The organism is Nocardia vulneris, from assembly GCF_001613425.1.
Taxonomy (GTDB): Bacteria; Actinomycetota; Actinomycetes; order Mycobacteriales; family Mycobacteriaceae; genus Nocardia; species Nocardia vulneris.
Map to the genome: position 1 here is coordinate 279,462 of NZ_BDCI01000015.1, position 15,265 is coordinate 294,726.

The following is a 15,265-nucleotide window of genomic DNA, read 5'->3' on the forward strand; positions in this document are numbered from 1 at the left end:
AGTTGAACGAAGCGAGAGGCGCAACCGTCGTGCAGTACATCGAAGGCTCCCGCCCCGGCGAACGCGGGCGGGCAACGAAAGCGTCCGGCAGGCACCGCCGGAAAGTCAAGCAGAACCGGCGCGGGCTCTACGCCGCCGCCGCGTTCGCCGGAGTCGCGACCGCCACCCTCGCGGCCGGTCCCGCCGGCGCCGCCCCGGCCCCCGACGTGACCCCGATCGACGCGGGAAATGCTCCGGCACAACTGGGTTCGGCCGTCGGTGCGCTGCTCGACCCCGGCGCCAAAGCCGGGCTGGGTGAGGTCATCGACACGGTGACCGCCGCGGTGCCGAACGCACCGTGGGCGGATCCGATCACATCGTTCGAAAGCGGTGTCCGCGCGACACTGCCGCCAACGGGTGCGGTGACGCCGGACCCCGGCACGGTGCTGCCCGCCCCGACACCGGCCGCGGGCGTCGCCACCGGCGGCAACACCGGTCGCGCGCCCTCGGGCGTCGAGGAACTGGCCGAAACCGTCACGAAGATCGCCGGCTCCGGCCTCGAGCTGCGCGAGATCGGGGATTGGGCCGCAAAGACTTCCGGCGGTCCGCTGCAGCAGCCGGTACAGGATCTGCTCGCGTTCGTGCAGGACGCCACCGAGATGGCCGGCACCCGGCGCACGGACCCCGGCGCCAATGCGATCGACACCCTGCTCAATCAGGCGCGCGAAATCTTCGACTTCCCGCGCGACGGCGCCGACCCGGCCAAGGCACTGCGTGAGTTGATCGAGCCCGTCGTCGCCGACGGCGCCGGAGCCGACTGGGCCCCGGTCCTCGGTCAGATCGCCCCCGCCCTCCAGGATGTCGCGGCGGGCAAGGATATCCAGGCCGTGCTCACCGAGCGACTGACGCCGCTGTTGCAGTCGGGCCCCTTGGCCGATGCCGTGCGACCGGTCATCCTGCAGTTCGCGCCCGCCTTGCGCGAAGTGGCGCCCACCCTCATGGCCGTCTCCGACGGGTCGCTGCCGGCGACCGCGCTGATCGGTGCGCTGGAACAAGTGGTGCGCTCGGGCACGCTCGCCGAATCCCTCGCGCCGTTCGCCGGGGTGATCACCCCGGTACTCAACGCGATCGCCGATCCGAGTTCGGCATTCGCGCCCCTGCGCGACTCCGTACTGCAAGCGGTCCGCGCACTGTTGCCCTCGGCGACCCGGCAGGTTTTCTTGCCGCTGTCGCTGCCGTTGGCGGCCCTGGCCGCACCGATACTGATCGCGGTGCTCGCCGTGCCGGTCATTGCGGCGGTGGTGCTCGGCGCCGCGGCCGTCGCCGTTCTCGGTGCGGTCGTCGTGGCCGGTGTCATCGGTGCGGCGCTGCTGCTCGGCGCGCTGGCGCTCGGCGCGGTAGTGGTTGCGGCCCTGGCGATTCCGGTGCTGATCGTGCTCGCGGTCATCGCGATCCCGGTGCTGCTGGTGATCGTGCCACTCGGGTTCCTCGCGTTCCAGCTGCTGGCCCCGGTCATCCTGGCCGGACTGCTGGTCACCATCGCGGCGGTGGTGCTCACCACCATCGCCGTCGCCGCCGGGGCGCTGATCGTCGGCGGGCTGTTCACCGCCATCGGCTTCCTGGTGCTGACCGCCGCGGCGGTGCTGTTCACCGGCCTGGTGCCGGTGCTCGGACTGCTCGCCGGGCCGCTGCTGTTCGGCGGTGCGCTCGTGTTCCTGGTGCTGGCAACGCTTTTCACCGCCGCGCTGGTCTTCGGTGCGCTCATCGTCGGCGGCCTGATCGCGGGCGGGCTGATGCTGCTCACCGGCCTGCTGTCGTTGCTGACGCCGTTCGGCCTGATCGCGCTGCCGATCCTGTTCGCGCTCGCGATCGTGGGCGGCGGCCTGCTCGTCGCGGCCGCGGTCATCGGGGTCGGCGTGCTCGGCATGCTGTTCCTCGCGGGCTTGGTGATCCTCGGCGTGGCCGCGGGCCTCACCGTGACGTGGCTGATGTTCCTGAGCCTGGTCACCGCCACGTTGATGGCCGCGGGCGCGGTCATCATGTGGGTCGCGCTCGCCGTGGCCGCGGTCGTGCTCGGCATCGGCGGGCTGATCGCCGCGGCCGGCGGACTGGTCTTCGGCACCATCGCGGCGGCCGCGCTGACGCTCGGACTGCCGATCATCGGCCCGCTGCTGGCGCCGCTGTTCTTCCTGGCGCTGGTCGTGGCGCCGACGGTGCTCGGCCTCGGGATGATGCTCGGCGGGCTGCTGCTCGGCACCATGATCACCGCGTTCTGCTTCAGCGTCGTGCTGCTCGGCATCGCGGGCTTCGCGGTCGCGACGCTGCTCGCCTCGGTCATCCTGATGGTGGCGATGCCGTACGCGATTCCGCTGATCCTGTTGGCGGACATCGTGTTCGCCGCGATCGTCGGCACCGGCCTGGCCGCGCTGGCCGCCGCAGGCATCTTCTTCACGCTGATCGGCTTCGGCCTGGTTCCCGGCCTCGGCGAGATCATGCTGGTCGCCTTCGCGGCCGCCGTCCTCGGGGCCGCGGGCGTCTTCCTCAGCGGATTCCTGCTGACGATCGTGGCGTTCGCCGGTTTCGTGCTCGGGGCGCTCTTCTTGATCGTTATCAACCCGCCGCTGGCTCTGCTCGGCGCACCCGTCATCTTCGGCGTGATGTTGCTCGGCCTGCTGGCCATGATCGGTACCACGGCGCTGGCAGGCAGCGTGGTGGTCGGCCTGATCGCCGCGGCATTGATCGCGATCGGCGCGGTCTGGGCCGTCATGACGATCGGCATGGTCGCCACCATGCTGATCGTCTCGGCACTGTTCCCGCCGCTGTGGCTGATCACCGTGCCGCTCGCGATCGCCGCGCTGGCGTTCATGGCCGTGGCGATCACCGCGTCGGTGGGCCTGGGACTGCTGCTGCTCGGCGCGGTCTTCCTCGCGGGCAACGTGCTCGCCGCCGCGCTGGCCGTCGTCGCCGTGGTGGCGACCGGCATCGTCGCGATCGCCGGTGTGGTGCTGGCGGCCGTGCTGTCGATCCCGTTCCTGATCGTCGGGCCGTTCGCGCCGATCCTGTCGACCGCGCTGATGCCGTTCCTCGCGGTGGCCGTGCTCGCGCTCGCCGCGCCGTTCCTCGCGGTGCTGCTCGCGGTCGCCGCGCTCGCCGTGGTGCTGCTCGGCGCGGCCGTGGTGCTGGTGCCGATCATCGCGGCGGTGCTCGCGGCCGGACTGATCCTGCTGGGCAAGGGAATCCTGTTGACCCTCACGCTCATCGGGCTGGCCCTGAGTTTCGCGACACCGCTGGCCCTATTGCTGCTCGCCCTGCCGGTACTGGCCTTGGCGGCGATCGGCCTGCTGGCCTTGCTCGCATTGCCGTTCCTGGCGCTGGCCGCGTTGGTCGGTATTCCGTTGGCGGCCTTGGGCGCACTGGCCTTGCTGGCGCTGCCGTTGCTGGCCTTGGCGGCGCTGATCGCATTGCCGTTGCTGGCGTTGGCCGCGTTGGTCGGTATTCCGTTGGCGATCTTGGGTGCGCTGACCTTGCTGGCGCTGCCCCTACTGGCGCTGGCGGCGCTGCTCGCGCTGCCGCTACTGGCCTTGGGCGCGTTGGCATTGCTGGCGATCGGCGGTTTGATCGGGTTGGCGATCGGCCTGACCATCGGTGGGCTGCTCGGTGCGGCGCTCGGCGCGCTGCTGGCAGTGCCACTGGCCGCCTTGGCGGGCCTGATCGGGCTCACCCTCGGTGCCCTCGGTGGCCTGCTGCTGGGTGGTTTGATCGGGTTGGCCCTGGGTGCGCTGCTGGCGCTGCCGCTCGCCGCGCTGGCCGGTCTGGCGGGTCTGGTGCTGGGCGGACTGCTCGGCTCGCTGCTGGGCGGGCCACTCGGTCTCGTGCTCGGTGGTCTCGCCGGACTGGTGCTCGGCGGGCTCGCCGGTTCGGCCCTGGGCGCGCTCGGTGGTCTGCTGCTCGGTGGTCTGCTCGGCCTGGGTCTCGCTGCGCTGCTCGGCATTCCGCTGGCGATCCTCGGCGGACTCGCCGCACTCGCACTGGGTGGGGCGATCGGCTTCGGGCTCGGACTGCTCGCGTCGGTGCCGGCCTTGCTCGCCCTGGGCGCGCTGGCGCTGCCCCTGCTCGCGCTCGCGGCACTGGTCGGCATTCCGCTGGCGATCTTGGGCGCGCTGACATTGCTGGCGTTGCCGGTGCTGGCGCTCGCCGCGTTGCCGTTGCTGGCTCTGGCGGCATTGGCGCTGCCCTTGTTCGCGCTGGCCGCTCTACTGGCACTGCCGTTGCTCGGCCTTGCCGCGCTGGCGTTGCCGCTGCTGGCGTTGGCGGCTGCGCTGTCGCTGCCGTTCCTCGCGCTGGGCGTTCCGCTGGTGGTGTTGCTGCTGCCGGTGCTGATCATCGCGGGCCTGCCCAACGGCGGACGGGGGACGCACTCGCACTGGATCGCGGCGGTGCGCGCGTTCCTCGATCGGAACACCCCGCGGGACAACGGCGGTGGCCTGGCTCCGGCCGGATCGCAGTTCCTGGACAACATCCCGGACGACCCGTACACCGCCGAGGTGATCTGGGGCCTGCAGCAGATGCTGGCACCCCGGCCGGCCCGGAACCAGGCCGGTGCGCCCGAGACCGCGCCGGTGCCCGCCGTCCCGGAGACCGTCGGTCCGCCTGCCACCCAGCCGATTCCGGCCATTCCCGCCGTCAGCGTCGACGCCGCGCAGGGCCTGGCCCGAGCGGGTGAGGCGCGCCGGACCGTCTCCCTCGCACTCTGACCCTCTCGAATCTCGTTGAAAGAAGGAAGAAATGAACGATCAGGCCACATTGCACCTGGAGTACATCTACGGTCCCCGCTGGGCCGACGTCGTCGCAATCGTCGAGCGGGCAGCCCAGCTGAGCGCCGAGGAACGCGAACGGCTCAACGCGGCCGCGGGCCGGTCCATGGAATCGCACCTGAAAGGACTGCAGAACTCGGCAACGGGCGCAGGCGGTCTGGCCGGTCTGCTTTCCGGGCTCGGCCAGCAGCAGTCGGAGCAGCCACTGCAGATCACGGCGAAGGTGGCCAAGGAGTTCGGCCGCACCCGCAACACCCAGATCGCGACAGCGGTTGCGGGCCAGGCACTTTCGCCGGGCGTCGGGGCCGGTGACCTTGGCAGTCTGCTGCAGTCGCTCGGCTCGCTCGGCGCGGTGACCACGGTCGCGCAGGCGGTGACGGCCGCTGTGCTAGGTGATCTCGTCGGCCAAGGCCAGTTCACCCAGAACGTGTACGACGAGTTGCTGCGTCCGTGGCAAGAGAGCCTGCAGGACTGAGTGGCATGAGCATCACCAGCCAGGGGCAGTTCCCGGTCAGTAGTGCCCCGTCGTTCGCCGAACTGGCCGATGTTCGTTCCGCCCCAGTGACTTTCGGCTACTACCAGCAGAATGTCGCGGAGGCGCGGGCGGCCGTCGCACACAATCGGGCCGAGCGTCGCGGTCCGATCGGGTGGTGGAATCGGCACCCGGTGCTGACCGCCGGGTTGAGTTTCGGGGTGGCGCTGAATCTGGCGCTGCTGCCGATGGCACAGAACGCGATGCTGACCGTGCTCGGGAATGTTTTCTGACTCGGCTGGACCGGCCAGGATCGCCGTCGCGGCGATCCTGGCCGGTGCCGCGCTGCTGACGGCATGTGCGAGCAACGATTCCGCGGCCGGTGCACCTCGCGCGGTGTCGCCCGGCAGTGACACCGTGGACTGTCAGAACGGTGCCCGTGCCACCTCGGGGCTGCAACCCGCGCTCCGGCAACTCGGTGACAACCTGACCGCGCTCGGTCCCGCCGCGCAACGCAACGATCGAACGGCGGTGCTGCAGAATCTCGCTGCCGCCAGAGACGCCGCGGACCAACTCGGCTTCGGATTGGGCACGGCCGCGGGTGCCATGAACGGGGCGGCACTGATCGGACCCGAATTCCGCGGCGCCGCCGATTCCGCTGTGCGGCTTCGTGACACGGTCGGCGGGCTGTACGACGCGGTGACCGCGGGGCGCGGCGAGGAGGATCGGTCGCCGCAACTGCAAGGCGCGATGCAGGCGTTCGACGCCGCGGTGCAGCGGCTCTCGCTCGCCTGCTCGGCCTACTTCGCCGCGGCGACCGTCGATCCCACCACTACGCCCCCGCCCACCGGGACGGGGCGCTAGCCGCGACAAGGTGCCGCACCGGCCGATTCATCCACTGAGCGAAGGGATCCCAGATGCTCGAATATCGTGGACGCCCCGGCGGGGACTCGCCGCCGGTGTTCCGGCCACGGCCCGTCCGGTCGGCGTCCGATCCCGCCTCGAACCTTCGGCTGCGCGGATATCCGGCCCCGCACGGCGCACCGGTCCGGCGCTCGGGACGGCGCACACCTCGGATGAACTGGTCGCTCCGGCTCGTTGTCGCACTCGCGGTCTGCTACGTGCTGATCTGGGCCGCGTGCGTGGCCCTCATCGCGGCCGGGTTGTCGGGTCACCTCGGCGTCGTTCCCTCGACGAGATTCGAACTCGCACCTTCCCGGAATCTAGGTCCGGTGCCTCTACCGATTGGGCTACGAGGGATTGCTTCGGACAACGAAAAAGGGGTCACTCCTTGGCGATTGCCGCGGAGTGACCCCTTCGACGGGTCCGGGTGGACACGGTCAGGGGCGACTCCGCGTGCTCGTGCACCGGGTGGTGCCGGCGGCGGCCGATAGCGCGGCGAAGGCACGCGGCAGCCAGGTTGCGCTTAGCGACGGGCGTCGCTGCGGCATCCTGGTCACGATCGTTCGCCTTCCGGTCGGCTCACTGTGTCTTGTGTTGACGCTAACATTCGGATTTCGTGTTGGGAACCGGTTTTCGTGGTCAGAAGGTGCGGTTGGACTCGCGAGAAATCTGGAACCCGGTACCGGCCGTGTCGTTCGTGCAGGTCACTCCGGCTTCGGTGGAGTCGCAGGTGAACGAGCCGACGGTAAGCATTGCACCATATGGAAGTACCCGGCCGCCGCCCCGGGTGCCGCCATCGATGGGCTCGCCGACGAATACGCCCTGATTCAGGCACAGCGGCTCGGCCTTCGCCCCGACCGCCAGCGCGCCCGCGTACTTGTCCTTGGCCCAGCAGTCCCGGTATTGCGCCGGTGCCGGATTCGTCGGTCCTTGGCAGCCGGCCTGGGCGTTGTCCGAGATCGGCTGATCCAGGATCGCGCAGAGGAACGACCCGCTCGGCGTCTGGAAGTAGTACCCCGACTGCTGCCGATACTGTGCCGGGTCGACCTGGCCCGGCGCGGGCGGCCGGGTCGCGGTCGGCGGGGCCTCGGTGGTCGGTGCGGCGGACGGGGCCGCGGTCGAACTCGGTGCGGCCGAACTCGCCGCGGACTGCGGGGCGACCGTGCTGGACGGCGTGCCCGAACTCTTGTCGTCGTTTCCACACCCGGCCAGCAGCGCCAGCGCGATAGTGCAGGGCACCACTGCGATACGAGCTCCTCGGATTTGCATGACGGCATTGTGGCCTGTGCCGCCGCGCATGCCGCCGGGACGCGCCGTCGCCCGGTGCGCGCGATCACGCCTGGTCGTCGGCCCAGATCGGCTGCACCCGATCAGTTCTTACGCGCCTGCAACGTGTAGCTCAGCGGCACGCGCTCTTGATGTTCGGTGAGCCGCCACTCGCCGCCGTCCCCGAGCGTCATCAGCCCGGGCAGCGCCTCCCACGGCACACTGCGATGCTCGACCAATCCGGTGATCGTCAGATCGGCGGCCAGCAGCGCGGTGACGATGTCGCCGAGGCCGTGGTTCCACTCGTGCGTGGTGATCTGCTCGAATTCCGCCGCGGTGTCGACGTAGGTGCCACCGTCGGAAAACACCATCGGCTCCGGTGTTTCGAAGTACGGGTAGCCGACAACCAGTCGGTCCGTGTGGTTTTCGTCCAACGACCACAGCACCGGATGGCCTTCGCGCAGGAACAGCCGTCCGCCGGGACGCAGCAGTCCCGCGACGGTTTCGGCCCAGCGAGCCACGCTCGGCAGCCAGCACAGTGCACCGATGCCGGTGTAGACCAGGTCGAATTGCGCTGCGCCCAGGGCAGTTACCGCGTCGTAAACGTTCGATTCGACGAAATCGACTCCGGCGCTCGTTGTTTCGCTGAGTGCGCGGGCCTCGGCGAGCGAGGCGGGGGAGAAGTCGAGTCCGGTCATCGTCGCGCCGAGCCGGGCCAGCGAGATCGTGTCGGTGCCGATATGGCATTGCAGATGCACGCCGCGGCAACCGGCGATGTCACCCAGCAGCGGCAGATCGAACCGCACCACGTCGCTGAGGAAACCGGGCTCGGTGCGGAATCGGTCCACCGCGTAGTCGCGCGAGGCGGCGTGCGCGGGCGCGCGTTCGTCCCAGTTCGCCTTGTTCAGCAGCAGGTAGTCGTCGGTCACGGAGGTCACTCTGGCACGGGCGCGCGGTTGCCCGCATGTGAAATTATGGTCAGCAACCAACCCGCTAGCCTTCAAGAACGGACAAATCGGGCATTATGGATGTCATGACTCTCGCTGCCGATCGGCACACCGCATGCAGGTAACCGCACTCGAGTGGGTGATCACCGTCGTGGTGATCCTCGCCCTGTTCGTCTTCGACTTCTATGCCCACGTGCGCACCCCGCACGAACCGACCTTCCGGGAATCCGGGTTCTGGTCCGCTGTCTACATCGGTCTGGCGCTCGCCTTCGGCGGCTATGTCGCCTGGCAGTGGGGCGGCACGTTCGCGGGGGAGTACTACGCGGGCTTCGTCACCGAGAAAGCGCTCTCGGTGGACAACCTGTTCGTCTTCCTGATCATCATGTCCACCTTCGCGGTGCCGCGGATCTACCAGCAGAAGGCGCTGCTGATCGGCATCGTCATCGCGCTGGTGATGCGCGGCGCGTTCATCGCCGTCGGCGCGGCCGCGATCAGCGCCTTCAGCTGGGTCTTCTACCTGTTCGGCCTGTTCCTCATCTACACCGCGGTCAAGCTGATCCGCGAGAGCGGCCACGAGGTGGAACACGAGGAGAAGCGCGACAGCCGGATCGTCGCGCTGGCCAAGCGGATACTGCCGACCACCGACAGCTACGACGGCGACAAGCTGATCACCCGCGTCGACGGACGTCGCGTGGTGACCCCGCTGCTGCTGGCGCTGCTGGCGATCGGCTTCGCCGACCTGCTGTTCGCCCTGGACTCGATCCCGGCGATCTACGGTCTGACGAGCGAGCCGTACCTGGTGTTCACCGCAAACGCGTTCGCGCTCATGGGTTTACGGCAGTTGTACTTCCTGATCGGTGGACTCCTCGATCGGCTGGTCTATCTGTCCTACGGTCTGTCGGCGATCCTGGCGTTCATCGGTGTGAAGCTGGTGCTGCACGCGCTGCACGAGAACACGCTCCCGTTCGTCAACGGCGGCGAGCGCGTCAGCGTGCCGGAGATCTCGACGGGAATCTCGCTGAGCGTCATCCTCGGCATCCTGGTCGTCGCGACGGTCGCCAGCCTGCTGCGCACGCGCGGCGCCGCGCGCGAGGCGGACGCTCAGAACACCCGGTTGTAATCCGGCGCGATCTCGAACCCGTGCCCGTCCTCGTCGTTGCGGCAGGTGACGCTGTCCGACTCGGCCTTACAGGTGAACCCGTGCGCGGTGAGGCTGGAACCGGCGGGCAGCACCGGCCCGGCGCCGGAATCGTCCGGCGCGGTCTGCGGGCCGGTGTAGAACCCCTGGTTCACACAGAGGTATCCGGCCTCGTCGCCCACTGCCACGGCAGCGGCCGCCGGGTCGGTGCTCCAGCAGTACCGCACCTGCGGCGGCGCGGGTTCGGTCGCGCCCTGGCAGCCCGCGGTGTGCCGCTGCCTGCCGACCGCTTGGTCGAGGATGCCGCAGGTGATCAGCCGGTCGCCGGTCTGGAAGTAATAGCCGTCCGCGTTCCGGTAGGCGACCGGGTCGGCGACACCGGGCCGGGTCAGTGGGCGGGCCGACGAGGAGGTTGCTGGGTCCGATTTGTCCGGTGGGCCCAGGTATGCGTACAACAGCCCGGCGGTGGCAGCCGTCGACGCGAAAACCGCTACGTATGTGCGCATGGCGCGAGTCTGCCGTGTCAGAGACGCCGGAGCTCTGTAGCACGCCCGGTGTGTCGCCGCAAGTTAGCTGATCACGGGTAAAATCGCGGCGCTCACCGGAACTCCCGCCCGTCGTGGCGCGGGCGGGAGCCGGGGTTCAGGAGGCGAACGCGCCGAGCACCGGCAGCCATTCGACCACGCGCACGTCGTCGATCAGCTGCTCGCGTGCGAACGGGTCCACCGCGAGCAGCGCGTGCAGCGCGTCCGCGTCGGCGGCCTGGAACAACAGCAGCGCGCCCGACCCGTCGGGGTACGGCCCGCTGCTCAGCAGGGCGCCCGCCGCGAGCTGGTCGGCAAGCCAGCCTCGGTGCTCGGGACGGTGGGTGTCCCGGCCCGGGACCGTGGCCGCGGAATAGGTGTAGTGCACGGCGAAGATCGGCACGGTCGCTTCCTAAGGGTCGAGAGTCAGAGAGTGAGCAGCATCCGAGTATTGCCGAGGGTGTTCGGCTTCACGTAGCTCAGGTCCAGGAACTCGGCCACACCGGTGTCGTAGGACCGGCACATCTCCGCGTACACCTCGGCCGTCACCGGCGTTCCGTCGATCTCGACGAAACCGTGCCGGGCGAAGAAGTCCACCTCGAAGGTCAGCACGAACACCCGCCGCAACTCCAGCTCGCGGGCCACCGCGACCAGCTGCTCCACCACGAGTCTGCCGACGCCGCTGCCCTTGACATCCGGATGCACCGCGACCGTGCGCACCTCGCCCAGGTCGGCCCACAGCACGTGCAGCGCCCCACAGCCCACGACTCGGCCGTCCAGCACGGCCACCCAGAACTCCTGCACCGCCTCGTAGAGCGTGACCAGGTTCTTTTCCAGCAGTATCCGGCCGGCGTAGACATCGACGAGGCGTTTGATCTCGGGTACATCGGAGGTTCGCGCGCGTCGGACAACCAGGTTGGAGCTCTGCGTGCGCACTGGCACGCCCGGATGTGCGTCGCTGGTCGAACCACCTAGTGGTCCCCGAGAGTTCATGGGGTGCACAGTAGTCGGGCCGGTTACCGATAGGCTGATCGTGTGCCACACATCCAGTCGTCCCGTCCACCGCATCGCGGCGGGCAGTGGGTTCGGCATGACGCGCGTCGCGCGCCGGTGAGCGGGGTGCGGACGTGAGTGCGCAACCGGAGGAAATCGACCGGCGCTGGGCGGCGCCGAGCCAGATCCGTTCCGGCTTCGTGCCCGCGCAGGCCGAGCCCGTGGTCCCGCTGATGAACATCGCGAACATCCTGACCATGCTGCGGATCGCGCTGGTGCCCCTGTTCGTGGTCGCGCTGTTCGTCGACGGCGGGCACCAGACCGGCTGGCGGATCACCGCGGCCGCGCTGTTCGGTATCGCGGCGATCACCGATCGCTTCGACGGGCAACTCGCGCGCAAATACGGTTTGGTCACCGATTTCGGCAAGCTGGCCGACCCGATCGCGGACAAGGCGCTGATCGGTTCGGCGGTGATCGGGTTGTCGGTGCTGGGCGATCTGGCCTGGTGGATCACCCTGGTCATCTGCGGCCGCGAGATCGGCGTGACGCTGCTCCGGTTGATCGTGGTGCGGCGCGGGGTGATTCCGGCCGGTCGCGGCGGCAAGCTGAAAACTCTGGTGCAATCGATCGCGATCGCCTTCCTGCTGCTTCCGTTCACCGGGTGGCTGGCCGGCCTGGGCATGGCACTGATGTATGTGGCCGTCGCGTTGACGGTGCTCACCGGACTCGATTACGTCGGACAGGCGGCACGCGTGTGGTTCGCGGGCGGGCCCGGTCGAGCGCGCGGCGCATGAACGCCCCCGCGGCCGATCCGTTGATCGCCGGCGCGCCGGCCGTCGACCTCGTGCGCACGTTGACCGCGGCGGGCCAGACCGTGGCCACCGCCGAATCGCTGACCGCGGGCCTGGTGGCGGCGACCATCGCCGGCGTGCCCGGCGCCAGCGCGGTGCTGCGCGGCGGCCTGGTGGTGTACGCCACAGATCTCAAACACAGCCTGGGCGGCGTCAGCGACGAAGTACTGGAGACGGAGGGTCCGGTCGCCGCGAGCACCGCCGAGCAGTTGGCGGTCGGCGCTCGCACGCGCTGTGGCGCGGACTGGGGTGTCGCGCTGACCGGCGTCGCCGGACCCGACCCGCAGGACGGGCACGCGGTCGGCACGGTGTTCCTGGGCCTGGCCGGGCCGGGGCACACCGAGGTGATGCGGTGGAAGCTGCGCGGCGAGCGGTGGACGATCAGGCTCGAGGCGACCCACATCGCCTTACGTGAACTCCTGCGCTGCGTACAGCGCCCGGACCGCGGTCCGGGCGGGCAAGATGGGTTGGGTGAGTGATTTGCGCCGGGCGGGAACCAACCGGGACCGGTCCGACGTTGTGCGAGAAAGAACGGCGTGCGTGGCACTCGTGAGTACCGCGCAGGTCCCCTGACAGGGAGCGAAGGAGAACGAGATGACGCTGCTGCGAGAGGCCATCGGGGACAGTCTGCGGCGTGCTCGTCTCGCCCAGAACCGGACGCTGCGCGAGGTCTCGACCTCCGCGCGGGTGAGTCTGGGCTACCTGTCCGAGGTCGAACGAGGCCGTAAAGAAGCATCCAGTGAGTTGCTCGCCGCCATCTGCGCGGCCCTCGACGTGCCGCTGTCGCGAGTGCTATGGGATGTGAGCACGATCATGGCGGGTGCCGACGGCCTGCCGACCCAGACCCCGGCGGGGGCCGCCGCGGCACCCGCGGAGGTCGAGCAGACCGCCGCCGAGGGTGCCGAAGCCGCGCCCGCGGCAGCCGCGCCGGCGCAGGACACCCCTGCTCCGGAGCCCGCGCTGGCGCCGGCGAGTGCCGCGCTGTCGGTGGCCGGGGCCGCCGGGCGTCCGCTGCCGCTGGCGGTCGATACCCGAATCGTCATTCCCGCACCGAAGGCCGACATGCTGGTCCTGGTGAAGGGCATGTGACAACCGAGGTGAGCGGCAGCCGTGGCAACGCTGCGGACCGGCGCCGAAAGCGGATAGATTCTCTATAGGCGTCTGGTTGGGCTGGGTATCCCGGCCCACTTGCCGCATGGTGGAGGATAGGCACATATCGAGTGCGTGACGGTCGCGCACTGGAGTCGCGCCGAGCGCGGCACGTCAGATGGAGGCGGGATCAATCGATGGCTAATCCGTTCGTCAAGGCCTGGAAATACCTGATGGCCCTCTTCGATTCGAAGATCGAGGAGCACGCGGATCCGAAGGTCCAGATTCAGCAGGCTATCGAGGAAGCCCAGCGCCAGCATCAGGCCCTCTCGCAGCAGGCCGCGTCGGTCATCGGCAACCAGCGTCAGCTGGAAATGAAACTGAACCGGCAGCTCGACGAGGTCGAGAAGCTCAACGCCAACGCGCGCCAGGCGGTCATGCTCGCCGACCAGGCGACCGCCGCGGGCGACACCGAAAAAGGCATCCAGTACACCAACGCGGCCGAGGCGTTCGCCGCGCAGCTGGTCACCGCCGAGCAGTCGGTCGAGGACCTCAAGGTGCTGCACGACCAGTCGCTGCAGGCGGCCACCCAGGCCAAGAAGGCGGTCGAGCAGAACGCGATGCTGTTGCAGCAGAAGGTCGCCGAGCGCACCAAGCTGCTGAGCCAGCTGGAGCAGGCCAAGATGCAGGAGCAGGTCTCCGCGTCGCTGCAGCAGATGGACTCGACCCTGTCGGCCCCGGGCACCACGCCCAGCCTGGACGCGGTGCGCGAGAAGATCGAGCGGCGCTACGCCAACGCGCTCGGTTCCGCGGAGCTCGCCCAGAACACGGTGCAGGGCCGCATGCTGGAGGTGCAGCAGGCCAGCATCCAGATGGCCGGGCACAGCAAGCTCGAGCAGATCCGCGCGTCGATGCGCGGCGATCAGCTGCCCGCCGGTGGCGCGGCCCAGCCTGCCGTCAATCCCGCGCCGGCCCAGGCCAATCCGGCGCAGCCGCAGATGAACAAGGGTCAGGCCGCACAGCAGTAGCGGATCGGACGCACGGCGAGGATTGTGTCGGTGGCCCCTGGTTCACTGTGGGGCACACGGAATCCCGGTCGGCCGGCCGTCGGCCAGGCCGGGACCGTGCCGGCCCGACCCTCGCTACCAGTGGGAGAAGAACAGGCATGAGTCAGTCCGGAAAAGCGCGACCGGGCCGCAAGCGGGACGCCGCGATCGTCCGGGCCCAGGCCGCGCTGGCACCGCAACCGGGCAGCCTGCCCGACAGCCTGCGCGAGGTCGGTGAGCACGCGCTGGTCGCGGTCCGCCGCTGGGCCGACCCGCGGGAACGGGAACTGCGCCGCAGGCGCCGGGCGCGCCGCCGCAGCTTCCAGCTCGGCACCGCCGGTGGGCTCACCACCGCCGGCGCCGTCGGTCTGGCCGTCATCTCGGCGCCCGCCTGGATCGTTGTGGTGCTCGGTGGCGGCGCGGTCGCGCTGGTCACGGGCACCGCGCTCAGTGCCCGCCGCTATCTGCGCCTGCGGGGCGTGCCACTGCCGCAGGCGGCCTTCATTCCGCGGAAGCAGCCGCCGCTGTGGTCGCGCGCGCGTGGTCCGATCACCCGGCTGGTGCGCGCCGAACGCGCGCTGCACGGACTCGGCGCGCAGATCGCCCGCGGGAACCGGCTGCCCGACGACGAACTCGCCGACATGCTGGAGACGGCCGGTTCCGGGTCCGCCGCCCTGCACGCGCTCGCCGCCGACGTGACCGCCATGGAGCAGGCACTCGGCGCCATGGGCCGCTCGGATTCCCCCGCCGCCGTCGGCCTCACCGACAATCTCCAGTTCGCCCTCGCCCGCCTCGATACCGGCGTCGCCGAGTACGAGCAGGTGGTAGCCGCCGCGAGCCGCATCCTCGCGGTCCCCGAAAGTGCCGTGCTACGCCACAATTTCGACGCCATCGTCGCCGACCTCCGCCACGCCGCCGACCGTCTCGACGGCTGGGCCCAAGCCCTCACCGAGGTCGCCGACCGGCAGTCCCCGCTCGCCCACCCCGGCCAACTCTGAATCATCGCGGCTGCTGCGGGCAGCCGGCTCGGCCGTAGCGTGCGGCACTGCTTCGGGTGCGAAAACGGGACGCAGGACAGAAGATTCGACTCGGCTCGGCCGTGAAACATGGCTCAGCCCAGCCGTGAACCTGCCGTGGCCGCGGAGCCTGGCTCTGCTGCGAAGCCTGGCTTGGCCGCGGCACCTGGATCGGCCGCGAAATCTGGCTTGGCCGCGGAATCTGGCTCGGCCGCGATGCCTGGCTC

15 protein-coding genes and 1 tRNA gene are annotated in these 15,265 nt (G+C 69.8%); 10 read left to right on the forward strand and 6 right to left on the reverse strand.

The window, feature by feature from the left end; translation table 11 throughout:
* The first annotated feature begins 2 nt into the window (after positions 1-2).
* Genes NVU01S_RS17645 through NVU01S_RS17660 form a run of 4 tightly spaced genes read left to right on the forward strand, consistent with a single transcriptional unit; the run spans position 3 to position 6,129 of the window.
* Positions 3-4,733 carry a hypothetical protein gene (locus NVU01S_RS17645; RefSeq protein ID WP_043666931.1) on the forward strand — a complete coding sequence of 1,577 codons (4,731 nt, stop codon included), beginning with the start codon at positions 3-5 and terminating at the stop codon, positions 4,731-4,733.
* 31 nt (positions 4,734-4,764) lie between these two features.
* Entirely contained in the window at positions 4,765-5,268 is a 504-nt protein-coding gene (locus NVU01S_RS17650) for a hypothetical protein (protein ID WP_043666929.1), read from the forward strand.
* A 5-nt stretch (positions 5,269-5,273) separates the two neighbouring features.
* A complete protein-coding gene (locus NVU01S_RS17655) occupies positions 5,274-5,558 on the forward strand; it encodes a hypothetical protein (RefSeq protein WP_043666927.1) in 285 nt (94 codons plus the stop codon).
* Entirely contained in the window at positions 5,548-6,129 is a 582-nt protein-coding gene (locus NVU01S_RS17660; protein ID WP_043666924.1) for a hypothetical protein, read from the forward strand. Before NVU01S_RS17655 ends, NVU01S_RS17660 begins: the two co-directional genes overlap by 11 nt.
* A 321-nt stretch (positions 6,130-6,450) precedes the next feature.
* Here NVU01S_RS17660 and NVU01S_RS17665 read toward each other — a convergent pair.
* From NVU01S_RS17665 to NVU01S_RS17675, 3 genes are all read right to left on the reverse strand, one after another.
* Positions 6,451-6,525: transfer RNA gene (locus NVU01S_RS17665), tRNA-Leu, on the reverse strand.
* Between the two features lie 282 nt (positions 6,526-6,807).
* Complete coding sequence (locus NVU01S_RS17670) at positions 6,808-7,437, reverse strand: hypothetical protein (RefSeq protein WP_156161488.1); 630 nt, start codon at positions 7,435-7,437, stop codon at positions 6,808-6,810.
* A 101-nt stretch (positions 7,438-7,538) separates the two neighbouring features.
* Positions 7,539-8,363: a class I SAM-dependent methyltransferase gene (locus NVU01S_RS17675; protein ID WP_043667308.1), complete on the reverse strand. Its 825-nt coding sequence runs from the start codon at positions 8,361-8,363 to the stop codon at positions 7,539-7,541.
* 133 nt (positions 8,364-8,496) lie between these two features.
* Here NVU01S_RS17675 and NVU01S_RS17680 point away from each other — a divergent pair, with 133 nt between their 5' ends.
* The gene (locus NVU01S_RS17680; protein WP_043666918.1) at positions 8,497-9,501 is read left to right on the forward strand and encodes a TerC family protein; all 1,005 of its coding nucleotides are present in this window, start codon (positions 8,497-8,499) and stop codon (positions 9,499-9,501) included.
* Here the strand turns inward: NVU01S_RS17680 and NVU01S_RS17685 are convergent.
* The 3 genes from NVU01S_RS17685 to NVU01S_RS17695 form a co-directional block, all read right to left on the reverse strand.
* Positions 9,483-10,025 carry a hypothetical protein gene (locus NVU01S_RS17685; RefSeq protein WP_043666915.1) on the reverse strand — a complete coding sequence of 181 codons (543 nt, stop codon included), beginning with the start codon at positions 10,023-10,025 and terminating at the stop codon, positions 9,483-9,485. The two genes, NVU01S_RS17680 and NVU01S_RS17685, sit on opposite strands and share 19 nt — an antisense overlap.
* 136 nt (positions 10,026-10,161) lie before the next feature.
* Entirely contained in the window at positions 10,162-10,446 is a 285-nt protein-coding gene (locus tag NVU01S_RS17690; RefSeq protein ID WP_043666913.1) for a YciI family protein, read from the reverse strand.
* Between the two features lie 23 nt (positions 10,447-10,469).
* Positions 10,470-11,036 carry an amino-acid N-acetyltransferase gene (locus tag NVU01S_RS17695; RefSeq protein ID WP_043666911.1) on the reverse strand — a complete coding sequence of 189 codons (567 nt, stop codon included), beginning with the start codon at positions 11,034-11,036 and terminating at the stop codon, positions 10,470-10,472.
* Positions 11,037-11,170: 134 nt separating this feature from the next.
* On the opposite strand from NVU01S_RS17695, the gene pgsA reads away from it, so the two are divergent.
* From pgsA to pspM, 5 genes are all read left to right on the forward strand, one after another.
* Entirely contained in the window at positions 11,171-11,830 is a 660-nt protein-coding gene (pgsA, locus tag NVU01S_RS17700; protein WP_043666908.1) for a CDP-diacylglycerol--glycerol-3-phosphate 3-phosphatidyltransferase, read from the forward strand.
* Positions 11,827-12,366 (forward strand): CinA family protein, encoded by a 540-nt coding sequence (locus tag NVU01S_RS17705; protein WP_043666906.1) that lies wholly within the window; start codon positions 11,827-11,829, stop codon positions 12,364-12,366. Before pgsA ends, NVU01S_RS17705 begins: the two co-directional genes overlap by 4 nt.
* A 115-nt stretch (positions 12,367-12,481) precedes the next feature.
* Positions 12,482-12,976: a helix-turn-helix domain-containing protein gene (locus tag NVU01S_RS17710; RefSeq protein ID WP_043666903.1), complete on the forward strand. Its 495-nt coding sequence runs from the start codon at positions 12,482-12,484 to the stop codon at positions 12,974-12,976.
* A gap of 197 nt (positions 12,977-13,173) precedes the next feature.
* Positions 13,174-14,004 (forward strand): PspA/IM30 family protein, encoded by an 831-nt coding sequence (locus NVU01S_RS17715; protein ID WP_014986831.1) that lies wholly within the window; start codon positions 13,174-13,176, stop codon positions 14,002-14,004.
* A gap of 137 nt (positions 14,005-14,141) precedes the next feature.
* On the forward strand, positions 14,142-15,020 hold the full coding sequence (pspM, locus tag NVU01S_RS17720; RefSeq protein WP_052280357.1) for a phage shock envelope stress response protein PspM: 879 nt from the start codon (positions 14,142-14,144) through the stop codon (positions 15,018-15,020).
* Positions 15,021-15,265: the final 245 nt, after the last annotated feature.

Coding starts and splice junctions, on each gene's coding strand:
- NVU01S_RS17710 (WP_043666903.1), top strand. CDS start 12,482: ATGACGCTGCTGCGAGAGGCCATCGGGGACAGTCTGCGGCGTGCTCGT.
- NVU01S_RS17650 (WP_043666929.1), top strand. CDS start 4,765: ATGAACGATCAGGCCACATTGCACCTGGAGTACATCTACGGTCCCCGC.
- NVU01S_RS17715 (WP_014986831.1), top strand. CDS start 13,174: ATGGCTAATCCGTTCGTCAAGGCCTGGAAATACCTGATGGCCCTCTTC.
- NVU01S_RS17680 (WP_043666918.1), top strand. CDS start 8,497: ATGCAGGTAACCGCACTCGAGTGGGTGATCACCGTCGTGGTGATCCTC.
- NVU01S_RS17655 (WP_043666927.1), top strand. CDS start 5,274: ATGAGCATCACCAGCCAGGGGCAGTTCCCGGTCAGTAGTGCCCCGTCG.
- NVU01S_RS17670 (WP_156161488.1), bottom strand. CDS start 7,437: ATGCAAATCCGAGGAGCTCGTATCGCAGTGGTGCCCTGCACTATCGCG.
- NVU01S_RS17695 (WP_043666911.1), bottom strand. CDS start 11,036: ATGAACTCTCGGGGACCACTAGGTGGTTCGACCAGCGACGCACATCCG.
- NVU01S_RS17685 (WP_043666915.1), bottom strand. CDS start 10,025: ATGCGCACATACGTAGCGGTTTTCGCGTCGACGGCTGCCACCGCCGGG.
- NVU01S_RS17705 (WP_043666906.1), top strand. CDS start 11,827: ATGAACGCCCCCGCGGCCGATCCGTTGATCGCCGGCGCGCCGGCCGTC.
- NVU01S_RS17660 (WP_043666924.1), top strand. CDS start 5,548: ATGTTTTCTGACTCGGCTGGACCGGCCAGGATCGCCGTCGCGGCGATC.
- pspM (WP_052280357.1), top strand. CDS start 14,142: ATGAGTCAGTCCGGAAAAGCGCGACCGGGCCGCAAGCGGGACGCCGCG.